We start from the raw sequence: 20,807 nt of genomic DNA on the forward strand, positions 1-20,807 counted from the left end.
GCTAGATCGCTTCCTGGGTCACCCGGGCTCCGGAGCGGTTCGCCACATACACGTTCGCGGCCCGCACGTATGCCCGGGCCGCCGCCTCCACCACGTCCTGCGAGAGGCCGCGGCCGGAGCACTCCTCGCCCTCGAACTCCACGCGCACCCGGACCTCGCCCAGGGCGTCCTTGCCGCCGGTCACGGCGTCGATGCGGAACTCCTTGAGCCGGCCCTTGATGCCGGTGGCGGCGTCTATGGCCTTGAAGACCGCGTCCACCGGCCCCTCGCCCTCGGCCTCGGCCTCGTAGGTGCCGTTCTCGGCGTGGGAGATCGTGACGGCGGCCCGGCTCTGGCGGTCGCTCGCGGCCACAACCCGGAAGTGAGAGAGCTCGAACTTGCCCTCGAAGGAGCCGACCTGGTCTACGGCTATGGCCTCCAGGTCCGCGGCGGTTACGGCCTTGTTGTCCGCTATCTCCTTGAACTGCCGGAACGCCCGGTTCAGGGCGTCGCCCTCCAGGTGGTAGCCCAGCTCCTCGAACGCCTCTTTGAGCGCGTGGCGGCCGGAGTGCTTGCCGAGGAAGATGTTGTTCCCGTCCAGCCCGATGTCCTGGGGGACCATGATCTCGAAGGTGCGGCGGTCCTTGAGCACGCCGTCCTGGTGGATGCCGGACTCGTGCGCGAACGCGTTGCGGCCGACCACGGCCTTGTTCGGCGGGACCTCATATCCGGTCATGTTGGAGACCATCCGGCTCGTGTTGGCGAGCTGGCGGGTATCCACGCCGACCTCCACGCCGTAGAAGTCCTTCCGGGTAGCGAGCGCCATGACCACCTCCTCCAGCGAGGCGTTCCCGGCCCGCTCCCCGATGCCGTTGACCGCCACCTCGACCTGGGTGGCCCCGGCCTCGACCCCGGCCAGCGTGTTGGCGACCGCCATGCCCAGGTCGTCGTGGCAGTGCACCGAGAGGGTGCGCTCCTTGAGCTCCGGGACGCGCTGCTGCAGCTCCTTCAGCAGCGCGGCGAACTCCGCCGGCGTGGTGTAGCCGACGGTGTCGGCGATGTTGATCACGTCCGCCCCGGCCTCCACGGCGGCGGCGACCACCTCCGAGAGGTAGCCGATCTCCGTCCGCGTCGCGTCCATCGGGGAGAACTCCACGTCCGGCGCGAGGCTCTTGGCGAAGCGCACCGCTTCGGCCGCCTCCTTTACCACCTGCTCGCGGCTGGAGCGCATCTGGTACTCGATGTGCAGATCCGAGGTGCCGACGAAGGTGTGGATGCGGGGCTTCCCGGCCCATTTTACGGCCTCCCAGGCCCGCTCGATGTCCGGAAACTTCACGCGGGCGAGGCCCGCTACCGCCGGTCCCCGCACCTCGGCGGCTATCCGGCTTACCGCTTCGAAGTCCCCCTCGCTGGTGATTGGGAAGCCGGCCTCGATCACATCTACCTTCAGCCGGGCGAGCTGGTGGGCTATCTCTACCTTCTCCTCCACGGAGAGCGAGATCCCGGGGGACTGCTCGCCGTCGCGGAGTGTGGTGTCGAAGATCTGTACGCGCCGCATTCTCTCTCTCCTCCTTTGCGCTTGCGACAAGATTCAGAACCGCGGGCGGGTGGCCGCCGGTGCCCGGCTACAGGCCGGGCGGGGTAATTCGGCCGGCGGCCACCCCGGATAGTCGTCGTAGGCGCGTGTGGAGGAGGGAGCGCATCTTCTCTAGGAGGCTGCCGCCCGCTCCCTGTGCGCGGTCTCCACGGGGACCGTCCAGTGCTCGTAGTCCGGGTTGTCTCCGCGCGCGGCCCGGAAGTACGCTTCCTGCAGCCGGCCCGTGATGGGGCCCATCTCACCGCTGCCCACGGGCCGGTGGTCTATCTCGACGACGGGTGCGATCTGGTACCCGGTCCCGGTCAGGAAGACCTCGTCGGCTGCGTAGAGCTCGGTCCGGTCTATGTCGCGCTCGACGACCTCTATGCCCCACTCGCGCTCCAGCAGCTCCATGACCGCGTCCCGGGTGATGCCCTCCAGGATGTCCGCGGTGAGCGGCGGGGTTACGACCTCGCCCCGGCGCACGATGAAGATGTTCGCCGCGCTGGCCTCGGAGACGGTGCCTTCTTGCGTGAGGAAGATGGCGTCGTCGAAGCCGGCCTTCTGGGCGTCGTCCACCGCGAGCGCCGTATTGATGTACGCGCCGGTCAGCTTGCAGCGGGCCGGGATGGCGTTGTCCGGGATGCGCCGCCAAGAGGCCACGCAGCACCGGAGGCCCGTGAGCTCCACGTAGTTGCCCATCGGGACGGTGAAGATCGAGAGCGAGGACTTAAGCCCGCTCAGCTTTACGCCGATTGACTCCGCGGACTTGAACGCCAGCGGCCGGATGTAGGTGTCCACCCGGGGCGCATTGCGGCGCAAAATCTCCAGCGTCACCTCGCACAGATCGTCCACCGAGAGCCCGGGGTCTATGCGCATCAGCTTGCACGAGTTGGCGAACCGCTCGTAGTGCTCGCGCAGCTTGAGGACCCTCAGCTCCTGCCGCTCCGGATTCCAGTAGGCACGGATGCCCTCGAAGACGCCCGTGCCGTAGTTGAGCGCGTTGGCGGCGGGGGAGAGGCGCACCTCTCCGAGCCGCACGAACTCGCCGTCGAAGTACGACCAGTCTCCGTCCGAGACCGCGAAGGCCTTCCTGCTCATCTCTCCTCTCCTTTCGCGCCGACCCCCTCGGCGGCCAGAGATCTCAGCTCCGCTCCCACCTTCTCGACCCGGCTCTCGGCCTCCCGGCGGCGCCGCGCCAGGAAGTTCGGGCGCCCGGCCTGGTTCTCCAGCACCCATTCCTTGGCGAACTGGCCGCTCTGGATCTCGGCCAGGATCCGGCGCATGTTCTCCTTCACGTGCTCGTCTATGACGCGCGGGCCGGATACGTAATCCCCGTACTCGGCGGTGTTGGAGATGGAGTAGCGCATCTCCGCAAGCCCGCCCTCGTAGATGAGGTCCACGATCAGCTTCAGCTCGTTGACGCATTCGTAGTAGGCAAGCTCCGGCTGGTAGCCGGCCTCGACCAGCGTCTCGAACCCGGCCGTCAGGAGCGCGGTGAGCCCGCCGCAGAGCACCGCCTGCTCGCCGAAGAGGTCGGTCTCGGTCTCCTCGCCGAAGGTGGTCTCAATGATGCCGGCCCGGCCGCAGCCGATGGCCCGGGCGTAGGAGAGGGTGAGGTCCCGCGCCCGCCCCGAGGCGTCGTTCCCGACGGCGAAGAGCGCCGGCATGCCCCTGCCCTCCACGTACAGCCGCCGCAAGACATGCCCCGGACCCTTGGGCGCGACGAGCCCCAGATCTACCTCCGGGGGGACCCGGATCTGGTTGAAGTGGATGTTGAAGCCGTGGGCGAAGAGGAGGAGCATCCCCTCCGAGAGGTTGCCCTCCACCTCGCTCCGGAAGACGGCCGGCTGCGCCTCGTCCGGCAGCAGCATCATTACCACGTCGGCCCACCGGACGGCCTCCGGCGTCTCCGTGACCGCAAGACCGTCCCGCTCGGCCTTGCTCCAGCTCGGGCTCTCCTTGTATAGGCCGACCACAACCTCGCAGCCGGAGTCCCTGAGGTTCAGGGCATGAGCGTGCCCCTGGCTGCCGTAGCCGAGGACGGCTATCTTGCGGTCCGCTATCTCATTGCCTATGTCGCCTTCCCGGTATACTCGCGCCATCTCTAGCAAGCTCCTTTCCCGGGCCGGGCCACCGGGCCCAGCCGCACCGCGTCTTCGACCTCGTTCTCCGCGAGCCACCGCTCCACGTACTCCGGGCTGCCGGAGACCGCCTCGCACCTGCCGTCCGCCCGCACCAGCGCGACCTCCTCAAGATCCGCCACCACGCCGGCCTCCGAGACGTCCTCCAGACCGGAGAGCAGGGCCGCGTAGCGGCGGGCGGTCTCCCCTTCGCAGTCCAGCACGACGGTCACCCGGACCTCCGCGCCATTGCGCGCCAGGGTGAGGCCCTCGACCGGCATGCGCTTGTTCTGCAGCGTCATCGAGAGCCGGTTGAGGGCGAGGAGGCCGCCGCAGAGGCGTATCTCCAGCGCGCTAGGCATCGTCCTCCTCGATCATCTCCGCGACGCTCATGCCGCTCGGGATCATGGGGTAGACGTTCTGCTCGGGGTCTATGTGGAAGTCCAGGATCGTAAACCCCTCGCGCTCTTCGGCCCAGCGCACGACCCGCTCCACGTCGTCTCCCTCCCGGACGGTGCGCCCGGTGAGGCCGTAGGCCGCGGCCAGCGTCTCGTAGTCAGGGCCGGTTATGGGGGTCTCGGAGTAGCGCCGGTTGTGGAAGAACTGCTGCCACTGGCGGACCATCCCCAGATACCCGTTGTTTATGACCGCCACCTTGATGTTCAGCCCGAGGTCCCGGATGGTGGCCAGCTCCTGGATGTTCATCTGGATGCCGCCGTCGCCCGCGACGACCCACACGCTCTCCTCCGGGCAGGCAAGCGCCACGCCCATAGCGGCCGGGAGCGCGAACCCCATCGTGCCCAAACCCCCGCTGGTTATGTGGCTGTTGGGCCTGGTGTAGCGGAAGTGCCGGGCGGCCCACATCTGGTGCTGGCCCACGTCGGTGACGAGCCGCACCTCCCCGCCCGTGGCCTCCCGGATGGCCTCCATGATCCGGACCGGACCGAACCTGCCCCGGGCCTCCGCCTCCTTGCGCCGCTCGGGGGCCTGATCCACGGCCAGCTCCTCACGCCAGGCGCCGCACTCCGGGCTCTTTCGCAGGTGGTTCAGGACGCCGCCCAGGGCGAGCTTCGCGTCCGCCACGATGCCCACCGTCGGCCGGACGACCTTCCCCATCTCGGACGGGTCCACATCTATGTGGATGACCTTCGCGTTCGGGGCGAACTTTTCGGGGTTGCCCGTGATCCGGTCGTCGAACCGCATCCCGACCGCGATGAGGAGGTCCGAACGGTCTATGGCCCGGTTTACGCTCGCCGCGCCGTGCATCCCCGGCATCCCGATGTTGAGCGGGTGGTCGTCCGGGAAGCAGCTTATGCCGAGCAGGGTGGTGGAGACCGGGATGCCGCAGCGCTCGGCCAGCATCCGCAGCTCCAGCTCCGCCCCGGAGAGCGTGACGCCGTGCCCGGCCAGGATGATCGGCCGCCGGGCGCGCTCTATGAGCCGGGCCGCCGCCTCCAGCGCCGGGGCCGGGATGGGCGGCGGGGCCTCGCGCAGCTGCCGGTAACCGTTGCCGCTGACCGCGGCGAACTGCACGTCCTTGGGCACGTCCACCAGCACCGGCCCCGGACGGCCCGAGCGGGCTATGGCGAAGGCCCGCCGCATCGTCGGGTAGAGCTCCTCCGGTTCCTCAACCAGGAAGGAGTGCTTGGTGACCGGCAGCGTCATGCCGGTCACGTTGGTCTCCTGGAAGGCATCCTTGCCCATCGCCGCCCGCCCGACCTGGCCCGTGATCGCCACCAGCGGCACCGAGTCCATGTACGCCGTGGCGAGGCCGGTCACCAGGTTCGTCGCTCCGGGACCGCTCGTCGCCACGCAGACCCCGACCTTCCCGGTGGCCCGGGCGTAGCCATCGGCGGCGTGCGCCGCGGCCTGCTCGTGGCGCACCAGAACGTGTTTGAGCGGGTAGTCCACCAGAGCGTCGTAGAAGGGCATGATCGCCCCCCCGGGATACCCGAAGAGGAACTCCACCCCCTCGTCCAGGAGAGCTTCGCACATCGCTTCGCTGCCGGTGCGCGGGCGGTATTCTATTCCGAAAGCGGTGTTCTCCACTGTTCTCCCATTCCCTCGTCGTGGGTACTCTGCGAGTGCCTGTGCGAAATGATTGCGGGGAAGCGCGCCGCGAAGGTTTCAGGCTAGGGTTACGATGCCACCCCGGACCGGTAGGCGAGATAGTCGTCCGCCGATGGTCCGGGGGGCCTCCCTGGATACTCGCGGGTGAATGGGAGGAGTGAGCTGTTGGGCGCGCTCGCGCTTGAGCGCCGAGACCTGCATCTGCTCCGTTTCCGTTATGTCTGTCAAGCCTCTCCTAGCTCACTCTTCTGAACGATGCTGACAGCACGATATCTGCGATCCCGGAGCTTGTCAAGCCGTTCTTTGAGAAAAAGTTCGGGACGCGCCGGTGTCTTCTCAGGCTCCGGCCCCGACGCGCTCCCTGAGGCGGCGCTTGAGCCGGAAGAGTATGGCCCCGATGCCCCGCAGCCGCAGCGGGGAGATGACCTCGTGCAGCTTCATCCGGGTATAGAAGTCGTCGGGGACGGCCAGGATCTCCTCCGCCCGCAGGCCGTTGAGTCCCTCCAGGAGCACCCCGGCGAAGCCGCGCGTGGTGGGGGCCTCCGGCGGGGCGTCGAAGTACAGGGTGACCCGGCCCCCGTCGTCTATCTCCTCGGCCAGGAAGAACGGGGTCTGGCACTCGTGCACCTGCTCCATCTCGTCGTGGTTGTCCGCCAGGTGCTCCGGCAGCGGCGGGACCTTCTCCGAGTACTCCAAAAGCAGCGGGAGCCGCAGCGAGCCGGGCGCGGCCTCGAACTCCTCTATTACGCGCTGTAGCTGGTTCGGTATGCTCATAGCGACCCTAAGTCTATCAGAAATGCATGGCAACTCTGACAGCTAAAGCGGTGGTCAGCCTCTCAGGAGATGCCCGCGCCACGTTACGTCTCGAAGGCTCCGCCCGAGGTCAATCCAGGTGCTATCTGCGCTCCTTCCCCGGGGGCATTCTGAGTGTCTGCGCTATACCGGTTACATGAAAGCTACCGGCGCGGCAAGGATGGGGTGCGGCGGCCGGCGGACCTCGTCGGCGAACGTTCCCCGCCCGGAGGCAGAGCTGGCGCTGGATGAGATCTACGCCGGCATAGAGCCGCTATCTTAGCGGCCTCGCGCTGATGCCGCAGAGGATCGCCTCTCGCGGCGCTTTGCCTGCCGATCCTGTCCCGCAAGGTAGCCGGCCGGACGCAGAGCAAGCGGAGGACAGGATGCTGGCTTGAGCAGATCGTCGCGAAAGACGGGTGGGTAGGTGGAGAACCGGTGAATAGCGATGCACCGGCTGATCTCTATACCCGGCTTACCGCCGCGCGAACAACTTTCGGAACGCCTCTTGGGCGGCGCGCTGCCCTTCCCCGGTAAGCATTACCGATTTGGCCTTGCTCGAGCCACTCGGGTAGACCTCATCTGCCAAGCCGCTCCCTAACCCTCCGGGCGCGCGGGTCCTCTGGTATAGCTGACCTCTCTTTTCCCTGCCCCGGCAGACCACCGGATGACGGCTTTCTTACGGCACGGGCTGGAGGCGGGGAGTGGAGACCTCGCCGGGCGGCTCGACCCGGGCTCCGGAGGCATTGATCTCCAGCTCCAGCGCGCGCGCCCGGACGCCGTGTGCCTCGAAGGCGGCCTGCATGGCCGGGGCGCAGGAGCCGTCCGGTGCGAGGGCGAGCACCGTCGGGCCCGAGCCGGAGAGGCAGGCCCCGTAGGCTCCGTTCTCAAGAGCGGCTTCTATCACGTCCCAGAGGCCCGGGATCAGGTGCGCCCGGTAGGTCTGGTGCAGCCGGTCCTGCATCGCCTCGCGCAGCAGCCCGTATTCCCCGGTGGCGAGCGCCCCGACGAGCAGCCCGGCCCGGCCCACGTTGAAGACCGCGTCGCGGTGCGGCACGCTCCGGGGCAGCGCCCGGCGGGCGGCGGTGGTGGAGACGGCGAAGTCCGGGACGGCGACGACGGCCAGCAGGCCCTCCGGGTACAGGCGCACGCAGCGGACCCCGCCGGGGGTGAGCGTGCCCGTTACCAGCCCGCCCAGCAGGGCGGGAGCGGCGTTGTCCGGGTGGCCGTCCAGCTCGCAGACCAGGTTCAGGAGATCCGGGGCGGCCAGATGGCGGCCGAGGAGATCGTTGGCGGCTACCGCGCCGCCGACCAGCGCCGCGGCGCTGCCGCCCAGCCCCCGCTCCGGCGGGATGGAGTTCTCCTGGATTAGGTGGAAGTGGGCGTCGGGCTCGCCCGCGATCTCGGCCACGAACTTCGCCGCCCGGTAGGAGGGGTGGTGCTCGTCTTGCGGGATGCGCTCCGCCCCCTCGCCCCGCACCTCGATAACGGGCTCGGGCGCGCGGTCGAGGCTCACGCGCATGTGGAGGGAGAGTGCGAGACCCGCCGCGTCGTAGGCCGGTCCCAGGTTAGCGGCGGTCGCGGGCACGCGGACCGAGATCACGGCTCCGTCTCCCCGGAGATCCGGGCCGCCAGAGCGCCGAAGTCCGCCGGGACCGGCTCCGGCAGCTCCGCCCGGCTCTTTACGGCGTCCGGGTCTTTGAGCCCGTGGCCGGTCAGGACGGCGACGACCGTTCCTCCGGGGGAGCGCCCCTCGCGCGCCAGCTTCAGCAACCCCGCAACGGCGGCGGCCGAGGCCGGCTCGCAGAAGACGCCCTCCGCGCGGGCGAGCAGCGCCTGGGCCTCCAGGATCTCCGCGTCCGTCACGGCGTTTATCTCCCCGCCGGACTCGCCGACCGCCCGCAGCGCGCCCTCGCGGCTGGCCGGATCCCCTATGCGGATCGCGCTCGCCACCGTCTCCGGGCGCTCCACGGCGCGCCCGAGCACCAGCGGGGCGGCGCCCGCGGCCTGGAAGCCGAGCATCCGGGGTGCGGGCCCGCTCCACTCGCAGAAGCCCTTCCAGTAGGCGGTTATATTCCCGGCGTTGCCGACCGGGATGGCGAGAGCCTCCGGCGCGCGCCCCAGCGCCTCGCAGACCTCGAAGGCTGCCGTCTTCTGCCCGGCGATGCGGTCCGGGTTCACGGAGTTCACGAGCGCCACCCCGTCCAGCTCCGCGGCTGCCCGGCGGGAGAGCCGCAGCGCTTCGTCGAAGGAGCCCTCTATCTGGACGATGCGCGCCCCGTGCGCCAGGACCTGGACCGCCTTGCCCAGGGCGACCCCGCCCGCCGGGACGACGACGAAGCACCGGATGCCGACGCGCGCGGCGTAGGCGGCGGCCGAGGCTGCGGTGTTCCCGGTGGAGGCGCAGACGCAGGCCCGGTTCCCGGCGGCCAGGGCCCGGCTCATGGCCACGGCCATGCCCCGGTCCTTGAACGAACCGGTCGGGTTCGCGCCCTCGAACTTCAGGTAGACCCGCGCGCCGGCCAGCTCCGAGACGCGCGGGGCCTCTATGAGCGGCGTGTCGCCTTCTCCCAGAGAGACGATGGCGCCGTCCGGGATGCCGGGCAGGCGGTCCCGGTACTTGCGGACTACACCGGATTTTGCGTGCGGGATGTGCGTCTTCAAGGGGGTGCCCCTCTCTTCGTAGCCGGACGGGGAGTTGCGGACCGGGGGTTAAGCCCCGGGGCCGGTAGTTCGCCCGGCTTCGCGGAGGGTGCTGCGCTCGCAGTTCATTGCAGGGTGGAAACTACCACGGCCGCTGCGCGGATTGCAAGTGTCGCTCACGACCGCTCGAGCCCCTCCAGCCCCTTCCGGGCCGGTCCGTACTCCGGGTTCAGCTCCAGCGCGCGCTCGTAGGCTTCGCGGGCCTCCTCCGGCCGGCCGGCGTGCCGCTGGGCCTCCGCCACCCGGGTGTACAGCTCGGCGGAGAGCGGGTTTTGGGAGAGGGCCCGCTCGAACTCTGCGTCGGCGGCGGCGTACTGCCCGGCCTGATTGAGCGCCGACCCCAGCGCCACGCGGTAGAGGGGCACCTCCGGGTAGAGGCCCAACACCGCCCGGTGCTGCTCTATGGCCGCTCCGGTCTCGCGGATGAAGATCAGGATCGAGGCCAGCTGCAGCCGGTGCTTTACCCGGCGGGGCTCCAGCTCTACGGCCCTCTCCAGCTCCGCGGCGGCCCGCCGGAGGTCGGCCTGGTTCAGGTAAGCCTGCGAGAGCAGCGAGCGCACGTCGGGGTCTTCCGAGATCTCCAGCGCCTGCTCGAAGCTGGTTGCAGCCCGCGCGAAGTCGTTGTTCTGCAGGTGCGCCCGGCCGAGGCCCACGAGGGCTAAGAACCGCTCGTCCTCCCCGCCGGCGAGAGCCCGGTTGTAGAGCTCCACGGCCCGCTCCGTCTCGCCCGCTCGCAGGAGCGTGTTGCCCCGCACGGCCGGCGTGGCCTGCAGCTCGCCGGGGTTCACTTCGTACAGGCGGTAGCGGTCTCCCGGGGCCTCCAGCTTGGTGAAGCCCGGCAGGTGCTCCAGCTGCGTCCCCAGTTCTGAGTTGACCGGGAGCAGGACGTAGCGCACCTTCTGGTTTTGCATGAACCGCAGCGCCCGCTCGTCCATGACACCGGAGCCGTAGAACTCGCGCACGAACCGGGCGTTCGCCGGAACCTGCTCCCGGGCGTCCTGCAGCCCGTCGTCGTCCAGCCGGCTCCGGAAGCTCACTACGTTCGCCTCGCCCGAGTAGGCCGCAAGGCAGCCGCTCTCCGCCTCCGGCGCGAGCACCAGGCTCGGCGTGTCTATGACGCCCTGCATCCAGCGGAAGGCCGGGTCCGCGCAGGAGGTCTGATCTTGTGCCAGATTCTCCGGCCGGTCCAGCGTCCCGATGCCCGCGGCGGCGGAGGGGGCCGCGGCTGCCGCGGCGACCGTGGCGAAGATCAGGGGCACGAAGGGGGACAGCTCCCGCAGCCCGCGGTGCCTCTCTGCTCTGGAGCGCGCGAACCGCAGGAGCTCGTAGCACACCCAGCCCAGCGTCACGAGCGCGGCCAGATAGGCGGGCCAGGCCAGCCGGAAGAGGAGCCAGGGGCCGATCCGGTCCCCGATAAGCGTGGCCACCGGGGGGACGTAGATGAGGGCCGGCGAGAGGAGCATAGTCCCGAGCAGCCACTTCGCGGCTCCCTCGCTGCGCCAGAGGAGGAACGGCACCCCGACGGCATACGCCGCCAGGATTACCGGATTCGTGAAGAGCGAGGGATCGGCGATGTAGGTGCCCGCACCGGTCTCTATCAGGCGGTCCTGCCGCTGCCACGTCTCAAGCAGCTGTTCCCGCACCGCCGGGTTGGCCGTGTCCAGCCGCCTCATGAGCGGGTTCCCGGTCATGAGGAGGTAGAAGGCCGGCGGGAAGCCGATACTCAGCACCGCCGTGCCCAGATGAACGGTCGGCGCCCACTCCCGCGGGTTCGTGACCAGGTGCACCAGCGCGAAACCGCCCACCGCTATCCCGATGAACATGATCCCCATCGGATGCACCGCCACCACCGACCAGCAGACGAACGTGAAGAGCGCGAGCATGAGCAGCGTCCGCTCCCGGAGGAACAGGATGCCCAGCGCGAGCGCCACCGGGAGGAAGAGGAAGCGGGCCACGTACTTGTCCTCCGCGATCCTCGCTATGAACTCCCCGCCCGGGGTGAAGAGGGAGCTTTTGAGGTAGATCAGGAAGAAGAGCCCGGTCAGCGTCCCGGCCAGCAGCGCCCCGGTCTCGCTTCCGAGGATCGTGCGGGCGAGCGCGTAGACGGCTAGCAGTGCCGCCACGATCATGGCGGGGGACAGGTAGGTCAACATGAGGTCTACCGGGTCTATGCCCGAGACCCACGCCAGCGTGGAGATCTCCAGCAGCCAGCCGTTGATCGAGAGGCGGGAGAACTCCGCCTCGGCCCCGGTGTAAGGGTAGTAGAATCCCAGCCGGTCCGTGGTCAGGAACTCCCGCACGTAGGCCAGGTACACCCAGATGTCCTCGTTGGCGTGCCTGACCCGGACCGCGGAGAGGTGCGCAAGAAGCCCGGCCACCGCCAGGAACGGGACCCAGAGCCAGTCCGGCGTAAAGAGCCTGCCGCCCGGCGGTCCGGACCGCCCCTCCAGCACGCGGAACGCCGCGAGCGCCAGCGAGCTCGCCAGAACCCCCGCGCAGAGCGCCAGGTACGTACCAGGGTTCCAGTGCAGCACCAGCGCGGGGAGCCCGAGCAGCCCGAAGAGGCCCACGCTCAGCACGAGCGCTACCGGGACGTGGGCCGGGAGTGGGAGCCGCCTGCCCAGCAGGAGCAGCGAGGCCAGAGCGCCCGGGAACATGAAGAGCGTGAGGGTCGCCAGGAACATCGCAGGCGGCAGCCCCGAGAAGACGCCCCGCAGCGGCAGGAGGACCGCTAAAGAGATGAGGGCTGCGGCCAGCAGCCCCGCCTCCGGCGAGCGGAGTCGGCTCCGGCCCGGTTCGCCCGGGCGCTCCGCTCTCCGGGCGCGTCCGGTGGGCTTTATCTTGCCGTGCATGGGAGTGTCATTTCTCCCGGTATGCTGGTAACCTACACATTCGGGTGGCAACCCGTGAATGTATACCAGATTTCGGCCGGTGCCACCCGAACGGCACGCGAGAGACGGAGGGGGTTGGCGCGACCGGATGAGCGAGATCACCGACACCGTTCTGGTAACCGGCGGGGCCGGGTTCATCGGGGGGAACTATGTCCTGCGGGCCGTGGAGTCCGGGCGGCGGGTGGTCAACCTGGACGCCCTCACCTACGCGGGTAACCGGGCCACGCTGGCGTCCGTCATGGACCGCCCGAACCACGTCTTCGTGCGGGGGAGGATCGGCGACCGCGACCTCGTCGAGGAGCTGCTGGCCGTCCACCGGCCGCGGGCGGTGGTGAACTTCGCCGCCGAGACGCACGTGGACCGTTCCATAGACTCCCCGCGGGACTTCGTGCGGACCAACGTGGTCGAGACGCTGGAGCTGCTGGAAGCGGCACGGGCGTACCTCGGCACGCTCGCTGCAGAGGCGCGCGGGAGCTTCCGCTTCCTGCACGTCTCCACCGACGAGGTCTACGGTTCGCTTGGGGAGGAGGGGCTCTTCACCGAGGAGACGCCCTACGCGCCCAACTCGCCGTACGCGGCCTCCAAGGCGGCCTCAGATCACCTGGTGCGCGCCTACCACCACACCTACGGGCTCCCCACGCTGACCACCAACTGCTCCAACAACTACGGCCCGTACCAGTATCCGGAGAAGCTGATCCCGCTCATGATCCACCGCGCCGTGCGGGGCGAATCCCTGCCGGTCTACGGCGACGGCGGCAACGTCCGGGACTGGCTCTACGTCGAGGACCACTGCCGGGCCATCGAGGCGGTTCTGGAGCGCGGGGTTCCCGGGCGCGTGTACAACGTTGGGGCCTCGTGCGAGAAGACCAACCTGGAGGTGGTGCGCACCATCTGCCGGATGCTGGACGAGCTCCTTCCCGACTCTCCACACGCGCCGCACGAGGAGCTTATCACCTTCGTCGAGGACCGGCCCGGCCACGACCGCCGCTACGCGATGGACGCCACGCGGCTGCGTACCGAGCTCGGCTGGGAGCCCGGGGAGACGTTCGAGAGCGGCATGGCTAAGACCGTGCGGTGGTACCTGGAGAACCGGGATTGGTGTGAGGAGGTTCTCGCCGGGAAGTACTCGGGCGAACGGCTCGGCCTGATGGGGGGAAGCGCGTGAAGGGGATAATCCTTGCCGGGGGCTCGGGCACGCGGCTCTACCCGCTGACGACCGCCGTCAGCAAGCAGCTGCTGCCGGTCTACGACAAGCCCATGATCTACTACCCCTTAAGCACGCTGATGCTGGCGGGGATCCGCGAGATCCTCATCATCTCCACCCCGCAGGACCTGCCGCGCTTTGAGACCCTGCTGGGCGACGGTTCGAATTGGGGACTTGAGTTCTCCTACGCCGTGCAGCCGCGGCCGGAAGGACTGGCGCAGGCGTTCATCATCGGGCGGGAGTTCGTGGGCCGGGACCCCGTGGCGCTCGTGCTCGGGGACAATATCTTCTACGGGCACAACTTCTCCCGCACGCTGCAGCGCGCCGCCCGCCGGACGGAGGGGGCGACCATCTTCGGCTACTGGGTGCGGGACCCCGAGCGCTACGGCGTGGTCGAGCTGGACGAGAGCGGCAAGGCTGTGAGCCTGGAGGAGAAGCCCACAAAACCCCGCTCGCACTACGCGGTCGTCGGCCTCTACTTCTACGACAACCAGGTCCTGGACATAGCCGCGGGCCTCACGCCCTCGGCGCGGGGCGAGCTGGAGATCACGGACGTCAACCTGGCCTACCTGGAGCAGGGACGGCTCCGGGTCGAGCTGATGGGGCGCGGCATGGCGTGGCTGGACGCCGGTACCCACGAGTCCCTCCTGCAGTCCTCCAACTTCATCGAGACGCTGGAGCAGCGGCAGGGCCTTAAGGTGGCATGCCCGGAGGAGATCGCCTACCGCATGGGCTACATAGACGCCGAGCAGGTGGCGCGGCTGGCCGAACCGATGAAGAAGAACAGCTACGGGCAGTACCTGCTGGAGTTGCTGGAGGATCCGACCGTGCGTCCCATACCCGTGGAGGGCCGTTGAACGTAGTAAAGACCGGCCTTCCCGGTGTCCTCATGGTAGAGCCCGACGTCTTCGGCGACGAGCGGGGCTTCTTCATGGAGAGCTACAACCGCAGACGCTACGCGGAGCACGGCCTGGAGGCGGACTTCGTGCAGGACAACCTCTCTTATTCCGCGCGCGGCGTGCTGCGGGGGCTGCACTTCCAGAACCCCAACCCGCAGGGCAAGCTGGTCTCGGTCCTGCAAGGCGAGGTGTTCGATGTGGCCGTGGACATCCGGGTGGGATCCCCGACCTTCGGGGAGTGGGTGGGGGTCACGCTCTCGGCGGAGAACCGGCGCCAGCTCTACATCCCGGAAGGGTTCGCCCACGGCTTTGTGGTGACGGGCGAGGCGGCGCTCTTCCACTACAAGTGCACCGATTTCTACGATCCCGAAGCGGACGGCAGCGCGCTCTGGAACGACCCGGAGATCGGGATCGAGTGGCCCGTTGAGGAGCCCGTCCTCTCCGGGAAGGACCGCAACGCCCCCACCCTGAGGGAGCTCGCCGCGGCCGGGCGGCTGCCGGAGTATTAATCTACCCCGCTGCCCAGGAAGTCCAGGGAGTGGGTGCCGAAGCTCTCCGGACGCTCGCGCCTGGCCTCTTCCCACCTCAGGAGGGCGCGGGAGATCTTCTCCGGACGGTCGTTCGGCAGCCCGCCGGTCACGATCAGGACACCCGCCGTAAGCTCGCCTTTGCGGTAGAACTCAACGGTGTGGCGGATGAAGTCGTCGCGGTTGCGGGTGACGAGGATGCGGCCTTCCTCCGCGGCGTACCTCAACTGCTCCGGATCGGAGATCGCCCTTCCCGCACGCGAGACTTCGTGGACGCTTACGGCATCCAGCCCCAGCCCCCGGGCTATCTCCGCGGCTTTCGGCGGCAGGTCTTCGTCGAGCAGGAACCTGAACGTCAAGCTACACCCGGGAGCTTCCCGCAGACCCCGGGCGCAGGAACGGGAACTCCCGGTAGACGCTCTCGGGGGTCCAGCGCTCGTCGCGCTCTATCCTGGCGTCTATCTCTTCGGGATAGAGCCTGTAGTAGGAGAGCGCCGCCCCGAGTTGGGACTCCGAAAGCCACGGGTAGGCCGCCTTCAACCTCTCGTAGTCCTCTCCGACCTCCCTGTAGCTCCGGATGATCTCCCAGACCTCCAGTCCCGTTCCCCAGACCGCCGCTCTCCGGCCGTCCAGGCCATCCACGAAGTAGATCCCGGGTACCCGGCGCATCCGCACCGCCTCCCGCAACAGCGAGACCGCAAGCTCGGAGAAGGACGGCCCCCCACGGAGGCGCCTCTCCCGCTCCAGATCCCGCTCCAGATCCTCCGGCAACCTCAGCCCTCTCGCCCTCGATGCCAAACCGACCTCCTGTTCACGATATGCACAGAGTGTAACATGAGGATGTTTTGCGAGCGTCTGCTGCGTTCGGATCGGTGCTTCCACCGGAGATCGGATCGAGTAGCCCGTTGAGGAGTCCGTCCTCTCCGGGAAGGACCGCAACGCCCCCACCCTGAGGGAGCTCGCCGCAGCCGGACGGCTGCCGGAGTATTAATCTACCCCGATGCCGGGCCGGCCCCCCGTCCGGGTTCTACGCGGGCGGTCCGCGTCGCAGAGAATCTTCCATCTGCGGGTGCGAGTCTTCGTAATGCCGGTAACGAGATCGTCGGCTGTGAACCATTTGCACCTGTTGCACCAAATGTAGTGGTTGAGTAAAATGAATCCATGAGGCGTGCATCGGTAACCATAACGGACGATCTGGAGGAGGCGCTGGAGGCCTACAGGCGGGACCAGGACATCCCACCGAGGCTGGTAGACGTGATGCAGGCGGCGTTAAGGGAGTTCCTCTCGGGACGGGGATACCTGCCGCCTCCACCGGAGAGGTCCCGGCCCAAGCCCAGAGGCGTGCCCAAGGGGCGGAGGGTACGGATCGAGGGTCCGGACAACCTCGGGGCGGCGGTCATAGAGGACCGCCGCTGAGGCACGTTCTTTTCCTCCATGATCCTGTACCTCGAGACCAGTGCCCTCGTGAAGCTCTACGCGGAGGAAGACGGCACGGAGGTCGTCGAGCGGGCCGTGGAGGAAGCGGAGCTTGTGGTTAGCTCCGTCGTCGCCTATGCCGAGGCTCGCGCGGCGCTCGCCCGCAAGTACAGGGAGGGCATCTTCTCCGAAGAGGAGCATCGGGAAGCCGTAGAGGCGCTGGACGAAGACTGGGAGACCTTAGAGAAGCCGGAAGTGACCGAGGAGCTTGCCCGTGAGGCCGGTGGTCTGGCGCAGGAGCACGCCCTGCGGGTTTTCGACGCCATACACCTGGCCTCTGCTTTGCGGGCGTGTGACGCGTGGTCGCGACGGGGAGAGGAGGACTCTGGAAAAGCGGTGTTTTTCCTGGGGTTTGACTCGAACCTGACGAGAGCGGCCGGGGAGCTCGTGCAGGTTTACGAACCTCCCGAGAGACCGGAGGATGGAGGATCCTGTTAACCCTGTGAACGGGGTGTAACCCGAGGATGGTCATGCTCTACCCTTCGTTAGCGCCCGCTGCGGTTGGGTCGGCGCTTCCGGCAAAGGTCTCTCAGCCGGCCCGCCGGCAGGCCGGCCAGCTTGGCCAGGGTACGGGCGGCGAGGCCCGCTGCGGTGAGCGCTGTGTAGAGGTGCAGCGGTCCGTAGGGGCCGTGTTTGCGGTGGTAGAGGAAGGCGTTCTTGTGGAAGCGCAGGATGGCGCCGATACGGTTGCGGCTGGATCCGCCGGTGTGGTGGAGGACCTCTACGTGGGGCAGGTAGCGGACCTCCCAGCCGTGCTGCCAGGCCCGCTTGCAGATGTCTGCGTCCTCGAAGTACATAAAGAAGCGCTCGTCCAGCGGCCCGATCTCGTCCAGCATCTTCCGCCTCAGTACCATGCACGCGCCCGAGACCCAGTCCGCCGGGGCGGGCTCCGGCAGCTCTTCGGCGAAGAGGAACTGGCTGCGTGCCAGCCGGCTCTTAGGGAAGAGCCGGGCGACGAGCGAGGTGCGGCCTGCGATCCCGGCCAGGGGGCCCAGCTCCCTGCGCGCCGAGCGCTGGATGCTGCCGTCGGTTTCCACGATCTTCGGTCCCGCTATGCCGACCTGCGGGTTCTCCGCAAGGAAACGCTCCACCTGCTCGAAGAAGTTCCGGCTCACCAGGGAGTCGGGGTTCAGCAGCACCACGTGCTCGCCACGGGAGGCCGAGATCCCGCGGTTGCACGCCCGGGCGAAGCCCAAATTCCGGTGGTTGCGGAGGAGCCGGACGCCCTCCGGGAGTTTCGGGACGGGGCGGGTGTCGTTGTCCACGACGATGGCCTCGAAGCCGCCGTAGCCCGTGGCGCGCAGGGACTCGAGCGCCTCCAGGGTGAAATACCAGGAGTCGTAGTTCACCAGGATTACGGAGAACCTCACCGCTTGCCTCTCCTGATAAGCTCGTCCCGCAGCCGCCGCAGCAGGCTTGCGCCCGCCGCGCGGGAGGACTCCCGCAGCAGCAGCCGGACGTACCCTACCGGGACCCTGCGCCCCGCCTGCACCTCGCGCCGCTTTTCGCGCATCTCCGGCAGCATCCGCACCGCCTCCGCGAGCCCTTGCAGGTGAGCCCTCAGGGTGGATGGGGAGGCCGCGCAGATCAAGAACCGCACCAGCTGTCCGGCCAGAAAGTACGGCAGGAAGCGCCACAGAAGCGGCGCGGGCAGGTTCTTCACCAGCAGGTTGATGCCGTTGCGGGTTCCCAGGCGCGTGGCGGTCGCGCTGCGCTTACCGCCGGTCGAGGCGCTCCCCACGTGATAGACGACGGCGTCCGGGACGTAGAGGCAGCGGTAGCCGGCGAGCTGGGCGCGGAAAGAGAGGTCTCCGTCCTCGCAGTAGGCGAAGAAGGCCTCGTCGAAGAGCCCGATCTCCTCCAGCATGCTCCGCCGGTACAGGGCCGCCGCCGCGCACGCCCCGAAGACGAAAGCCGGCCGGTCAAACTGGCCCCGGTCCGTCTCCCGGTGGCCGAGGCGGTAGGGCAGGCCGCTGCGCCGCAGCGCGTCCCCCGCGCCGTCCAGGACGTGGCGGTCGCGGAAGTCCACGAGCTTGCTGGCGAAGAGCCCGGCCTCCGGGCGCGCCTCGGCCGCCCGCACCAGGGCGGCCAGCCAGTCCGAATCCTGCTCCGTGTCGCTGTTCAGGAGCACCACGTACTCGCCCCGGGAGGCCCGGATCCCGGCGTTCGCCGCCGCCGAGAAGCCCAGGTTCTCGCCGAGCTCTATCACGCGCACCTCCGGGAACTCCCGCCGGACGAACTCCGCCGAGCCGTCCTCAGATCCGCTATCCACCACGACCGTCTCGAAACCCCGGAACGACTGCTCCCGCAGCGAGCGCAGGCACGGCCCCAGGAACCTGCGGGTGTTCCAGTTCGGGACGACTACTGTGGCGCGGGCGTTCACCGGGCTCAGGCAGGCTCGTCCGACCGGCGGCTGCCGGCCGGTTCGTGTATCTCCACCTCTGTAGGCAGCTGAACTATCCCCTGAATCGGGCGTGGAGGGCGCGTGATCTCGAAGGTCGCCGCTACGTCCACCCAGTCCATGTACTTGTTCCCGGCCTGAGATACGGAAGCGTTTACGCTGTACTGTCCGTTCGCCAGCAGCACCTTGAAGGTGAAGTCTACTATCACCTGCTCGCCCTTTTTGCGTTCTCCGAGCGGCTTTTTCTCCCGGAAGGTGCTGGTCGAGAACACGTCCAACCCGGTCCTATCCCGGAGGATTATTCGCAGCGAGCTCCGCTCGACATCCTCCATATACTGCAGGTGGATTCTGACGGTCATAGTAGAGCCAGGATCCACCCACTCCGCCGGCATCCCCTGGTCGTTCAAGATCTCCACGTGCCGGATCCTCACTTCCCCCGTACCGGGTCGGATGCTGCGGGCGCGGCGCTCCCCGATCTGGGAACCGGCTTTGAACTCCGGTTCTCCGGAGGCCGCTTCGCTCTTGAACGACTCCAGGTCCAGCGTTTCGCCGGGCTTCAGCGTCTCTGCTTTGCGCTGCGCGACGTCACTTGAGAGAAGGGTCTGGTAGTAGTCCAGGGTCTCGCTGGTTTCGCCGCGGAAGAGGAGCTTCCCCTTGTGCAGCAGGACAGCCTCATCGCAGAAGCTCTTTACCATACCCGCGCTGTGAGAGACGAATACGATCGTGGTTCCGGATTCCCGCAGCTCGCGCATCTTTTGCAGGCCCAGCTGCTTGAAGACCGAGTCTCCCACAGAGAGGGTTTCGTCCACCAGAAGGATATCGGGCTGGACGTTGACCGCCACAGCGAAACCCAGCCGGGCTCGCATCCCGCTGGAGTAGGTCTTCACCGGCTGGTCCATGAACTCCCCGATGTCCGCAAAGGCCTCTATCTCATCGAACCGCTGGATGATCTCCTTGCGGTTCAGGCCCAGGATGAGACCGTTTATCAGGACGTTCTCCCGTCCCGTAAACTCGGGGTTGAAACCCGCCCCGATCTGCAGCAGGGCCGCGAGGCGGCCGTTGACCTCTACACTTCCGCTCGTAGGCCGCAGCACTCCGGAGATTATCTTCAACAGCGTGCTCTTCCCGGCTCCGTTGCGTCCGAGCAGCCCGAGGCTCACGCCCCGATCCACTTCGAGGTTCACGTTCCTTACCGCCCAGAAGTCATGCCCGCGCTGCGCACGCCCGAAGCTCAGGACCTCTACCAGCCGGTCCCACTGGCCGGGATATATCCGGTACCTCTTGGATATGTCCGTGAGCGAGATCGCGGTCTTCATACCAGGTCCGCGAAGTTCCATTTTGCCCGCACGAAGAGCAGGAAGCTCCCAACCAGCAGGATCGCGGACAGCAGCGTAAAGACCAACAACTGCGATCCATCCGGTATCACGCCCTCAAGGACGAGGTTCCTGTAAGCCCTAACGATATACGCGAGCGGATTGTAATCTACTATGAACCCCAGACCCCGTTCCCGGGCCAGCTCCTCGGGCCAGATTATGGGGGTGAAGAAGAACATGGCCCGCACGACGGCCTGCATGGTGTCCCTGAGGTCCGGCAGGTAAGTGCCGAGGACCGCAACCAGATACCCCAACCCCAGCAGGAAGATGAGCTGCGGGACCATGATCATCGGCAGGAGCAGCATGGTCCAGTGCAGTTCCCGCTCCACGATGGCCAGCAGGACCGTAAGTCCCGCCAGCCCGAAGAACTGGGTTATGAAGGCCGTAACCACCGTACTCGTCGGCAGGATCTCCAGCGGGAAGACAACTTTCTGCACCAGGCCCGAGTTTCTCCGGATGCTTATAACAGACTTGTTCAGCGTCTCGCCGAAGGCCATGAAAGGGATCAGGCCGCAGTACAGATAGAGCCCGAAGTTAGCCACGCTATCGACCTGGCGGAACCTGAGCCCCACTATCTCCGAGAAGATCAGAGTGTAAAGGGCGATCATCAGCAGCGGGGTCAGGATCAGCCACGAGATACCCAGGAAAGACCCTTTTGTGCTCTGGAAGAGCTGGCGCTGCACGAAGTAGATCGCCAGCCACCGCCGGTCGTAGAGTCCGTAGAGGGCGTTCAAGACGGAGCCGAGTCTGGTTTTAGGATTGCTGGCAGACAATGTCTTCTCGATCCATCTCT

21 protein-coding genes are annotated in these 20,807 nt (G+C 67.8%); 6 read left to right on the top strand and 15 right to left on the bottom strand.

Annotated elements, in window-relative coordinates; all coding sequences use genetic code 11:
- Position 1 precedes the first annotated feature (1 nt).
- From E0L93_RS00120 to E0L93_RS00145, 6 genes are all read right to left on the bottom strand, one after another.
- The gene (locus tag E0L93_RS00120) at positions 2-1,567 is read right to left on the bottom strand and encodes a 2-isopropylmalate synthase (RefSeq protein ID WP_279387425.1); all 1,566 of its coding nucleotides are present in this window, start codon (positions 1,565-1,567) and stop codon (positions 2-4) included.
- Positions 1,568-1,687: 120 nt separating this feature from the next.
- Positions 1,688-2,656 (bottom strand): branched-chain amino acid transaminase, encoded by a 969-nt coding sequence (locus tag E0L93_RS00125; RefSeq protein ID WP_132687060.1) that lies wholly within the window; start codon positions 2,654-2,656, stop codon positions 1,688-1,690.
- Positions 2,653-3,660, bottom strand: a complete 1,008-nt coding sequence (ilvC, locus tag E0L93_RS00130; protein WP_132687062.1) for a ketol-acid reductoisomerase — start codon at positions 3,658-3,660, stop codon at positions 2,653-2,655. The genes E0L93_RS00125 and ilvC overlap by 4 nt, the downstream gene beginning before the upstream one ends.
- Before the next feature lie 2 nt (positions 3,661-3,662).
- On the bottom strand, positions 3,663-4,040 hold the full coding sequence (locus tag E0L93_RS00135) for a hypothetical protein (RefSeq protein ID WP_132687064.1): 378 nt from the start codon (positions 4,038-4,040) through the stop codon (positions 3,663-3,665).
- Complete coding sequence (gene ilvB / locus E0L93_RS00140; protein ID WP_207890241.1) at positions 4,033-5,727, bottom strand: biosynthetic-type acetolactate synthase large subunit; 1,695 nt, start codon at positions 5,725-5,727, stop codon at positions 4,033-4,035. The genes E0L93_RS00135 and ilvB overlap by 8 nt, the downstream gene beginning before the upstream one ends.
- 357 nt (positions 5,728-6,084) lie before the next feature.
- The gene (locus E0L93_RS00145; RefSeq protein ID WP_132687066.1) at positions 6,085-6,522 is read right to left on the bottom strand and encodes a SufE family protein; all 438 of its coding nucleotides are present in this window, start codon (positions 6,520-6,522) and stop codon (positions 6,085-6,087) included.
- A gap of 175 nt (positions 6,523-6,697) precedes the next feature.
- Between E0L93_RS00145 and E0L93_RS16380 the strand changes: the two genes are divergently transcribed.
- Entirely contained in the window at positions 6,698-6,823 is a 126-nt protein-coding gene (locus tag E0L93_RS16380) for a hypothetical protein (protein ID WP_279387426.1), read from the top strand.
- A gap of 396 nt (positions 6,824-7,219) precedes the next feature.
- On the opposite strand, the gene thrB is transcribed toward E0L93_RS16380, so the two are convergent.
- The 3 genes from thrB to E0L93_RS00160 all read right to left on the bottom strand — a co-directional run bounded on the left by thrB (position 7,220) and on the right by E0L93_RS00160 (position 12,095).
- A complete protein-coding gene (gene thrB, locus E0L93_RS00150) occupies positions 7,220-8,143 on the bottom strand; it encodes a homoserine kinase (protein ID WP_132687068.1) in 924 nt (307 codons plus the stop codon).
- Positions 8,140-9,204: a threonine synthase gene (gene thrC, locus E0L93_RS00155; RefSeq protein ID WP_132687069.1), complete on the bottom strand. Its 1,065-nt coding sequence runs from the start codon at positions 9,202-9,204 to the stop codon at positions 8,140-8,142. The genes thrB and thrC overlap by 4 nt, the downstream gene beginning before the upstream one ends.
- Positions 9,205-9,359: 155 nt before the next feature.
- Positions 9,360-12,095: a tetratricopeptide repeat protein gene (locus tag E0L93_RS00160; protein WP_132687071.1), complete on the bottom strand. Its 2,736-nt coding sequence runs from the start codon at positions 12,093-12,095 to the stop codon at positions 9,360-9,362.
- A 127-nt stretch (positions 12,096-12,222) separates the two neighbouring features.
- On the opposite strand from E0L93_RS00160, the gene rfbB reads away from it, so the two are divergent.
- The 3 genes from rfbB to rfbC are packed head-to-tail and all read left to right on the top strand — an operon-like array spanning position 12,223 to position 14,746.
- Positions 12,223-13,299: a dTDP-glucose 4,6-dehydratase gene (gene rfbB / locus E0L93_RS00165; protein ID WP_132687073.1), complete on the top strand. Its 1,077-nt coding sequence runs from the start codon at positions 12,223-12,225 to the stop codon at positions 13,297-13,299.
- Positions 13,296-14,195 carry a glucose-1-phosphate thymidylyltransferase RfbA gene (gene rfbA / locus E0L93_RS00170; protein WP_132687075.1) on the top strand — a complete coding sequence of 300 codons (900 nt, stop codon included), beginning with the start codon at positions 13,296-13,298 and terminating at the stop codon, positions 14,193-14,195. The genes rfbB and rfbA overlap by 4 nt, the downstream gene beginning before the upstream one ends.
- Entirely contained in the window at positions 14,192-14,746 is a 555-nt protein-coding gene (gene rfbC / locus E0L93_RS00175) for a dTDP-4-dehydrorhamnose 3,5-epimerase (RefSeq protein WP_132687077.1), read from the top strand. The genes rfbA and rfbC overlap by 4 nt, the downstream gene beginning before the upstream one ends.
- Here the strand turns inward: rfbC and E0L93_RS00180 are convergent.
- Both E0L93_RS00180 and E0L93_RS00185 read right to left on the bottom strand, forming a co-directional pair.
- Positions 14,743-15,123: a DUF5615 family PIN-like protein gene (locus tag E0L93_RS00180; RefSeq protein ID WP_132687078.1), complete on the bottom strand. Its 381-nt coding sequence runs from the start codon at positions 15,121-15,123 to the stop codon at positions 14,743-14,745. The genes rfbC and E0L93_RS00180 overlap by 4 nt on opposite strands.
- Position 15,124: 1 nt before the next feature.
- A complete protein-coding gene (locus E0L93_RS00185; RefSeq protein ID WP_132687080.1) occupies positions 15,125-15,562 on the bottom strand; it encodes a DUF433 domain-containing protein in 438 nt (145 codons plus the stop codon).
- Between the two features lie 363 nt (positions 15,563-15,925).
- On the opposite strand from E0L93_RS00185, the gene E0L93_RS00190 reads away from it, so the two are divergent.
- Positions 15,926-16,180: a hypothetical protein gene (locus E0L93_RS00190; RefSeq protein ID WP_132687082.1), complete on the top strand. Its 255-nt coding sequence runs from the start codon at positions 15,926-15,928 to the stop codon at positions 16,178-16,180.
- A gap of 18 nt (positions 16,181-16,198) precedes the next feature.
- Entirely contained in the window at positions 16,199-16,678 is a 480-nt protein-coding gene (locus E0L93_RS00195) for a type II toxin-antitoxin system VapC family toxin (protein WP_132687084.1), read from the top strand.
- A 47-nt stretch (positions 16,679-16,725) separates the two neighbouring features.
- On the opposite strand, the gene E0L93_RS00200 is transcribed toward E0L93_RS00195, so the two are convergent.
- From E0L93_RS00200 to E0L93_RS00215, 4 genes are read right to left on the bottom strand one after another with little or no spacing between them, the layout of a single operon-like run.
- Positions 16,726-17,610 carry a glycosyltransferase family 2 protein gene (locus E0L93_RS00200; RefSeq protein ID WP_132687086.1) on the bottom strand — a complete coding sequence of 295 codons (885 nt, stop codon included), beginning with the start codon at positions 17,608-17,610 and terminating at the stop codon, positions 16,726-16,728.
- Positions 17,607-18,623 carry a glycosyltransferase family 2 protein gene (locus E0L93_RS00205; RefSeq protein WP_132687088.1) on the bottom strand — a complete coding sequence of 339 codons (1,017 nt, stop codon included), beginning with the start codon at positions 18,621-18,623 and terminating at the stop codon, positions 17,607-17,609. The genes E0L93_RS00200 and E0L93_RS00205 overlap by 4 nt, the downstream gene beginning before the upstream one ends.
- Positions 18,624-18,628: 5 nt before the next feature.
- Positions 18,629-19,957, bottom strand: a complete 1,329-nt coding sequence (locus E0L93_RS00210) for an ABC transporter ATP-binding protein (RefSeq protein ID WP_165874046.1) — start codon at positions 19,955-19,957, stop codon at positions 18,629-18,631.
- Complete coding sequence (locus E0L93_RS00215; protein ID WP_165874047.1) at positions 19,954-20,748, bottom strand: ABC transporter permease; 795 nt, start codon at positions 20,746-20,748, stop codon at positions 19,954-19,956. The genes E0L93_RS00210 and E0L93_RS00215 overlap by 4 nt, the downstream gene beginning before the upstream one ends.
- Positions 20,749-20,807 lie beyond the last annotated feature (59 nt).

It is taken from the genome of Rubrobacter taiwanensis, from assembly GCF_004337705.1.
Lineage (GTDB): Bacteria > Actinomycetota > Rubrobacteria > Rubrobacterales > Rubrobacteraceae > Rubrobacter_C > Rubrobacter_C taiwanensis.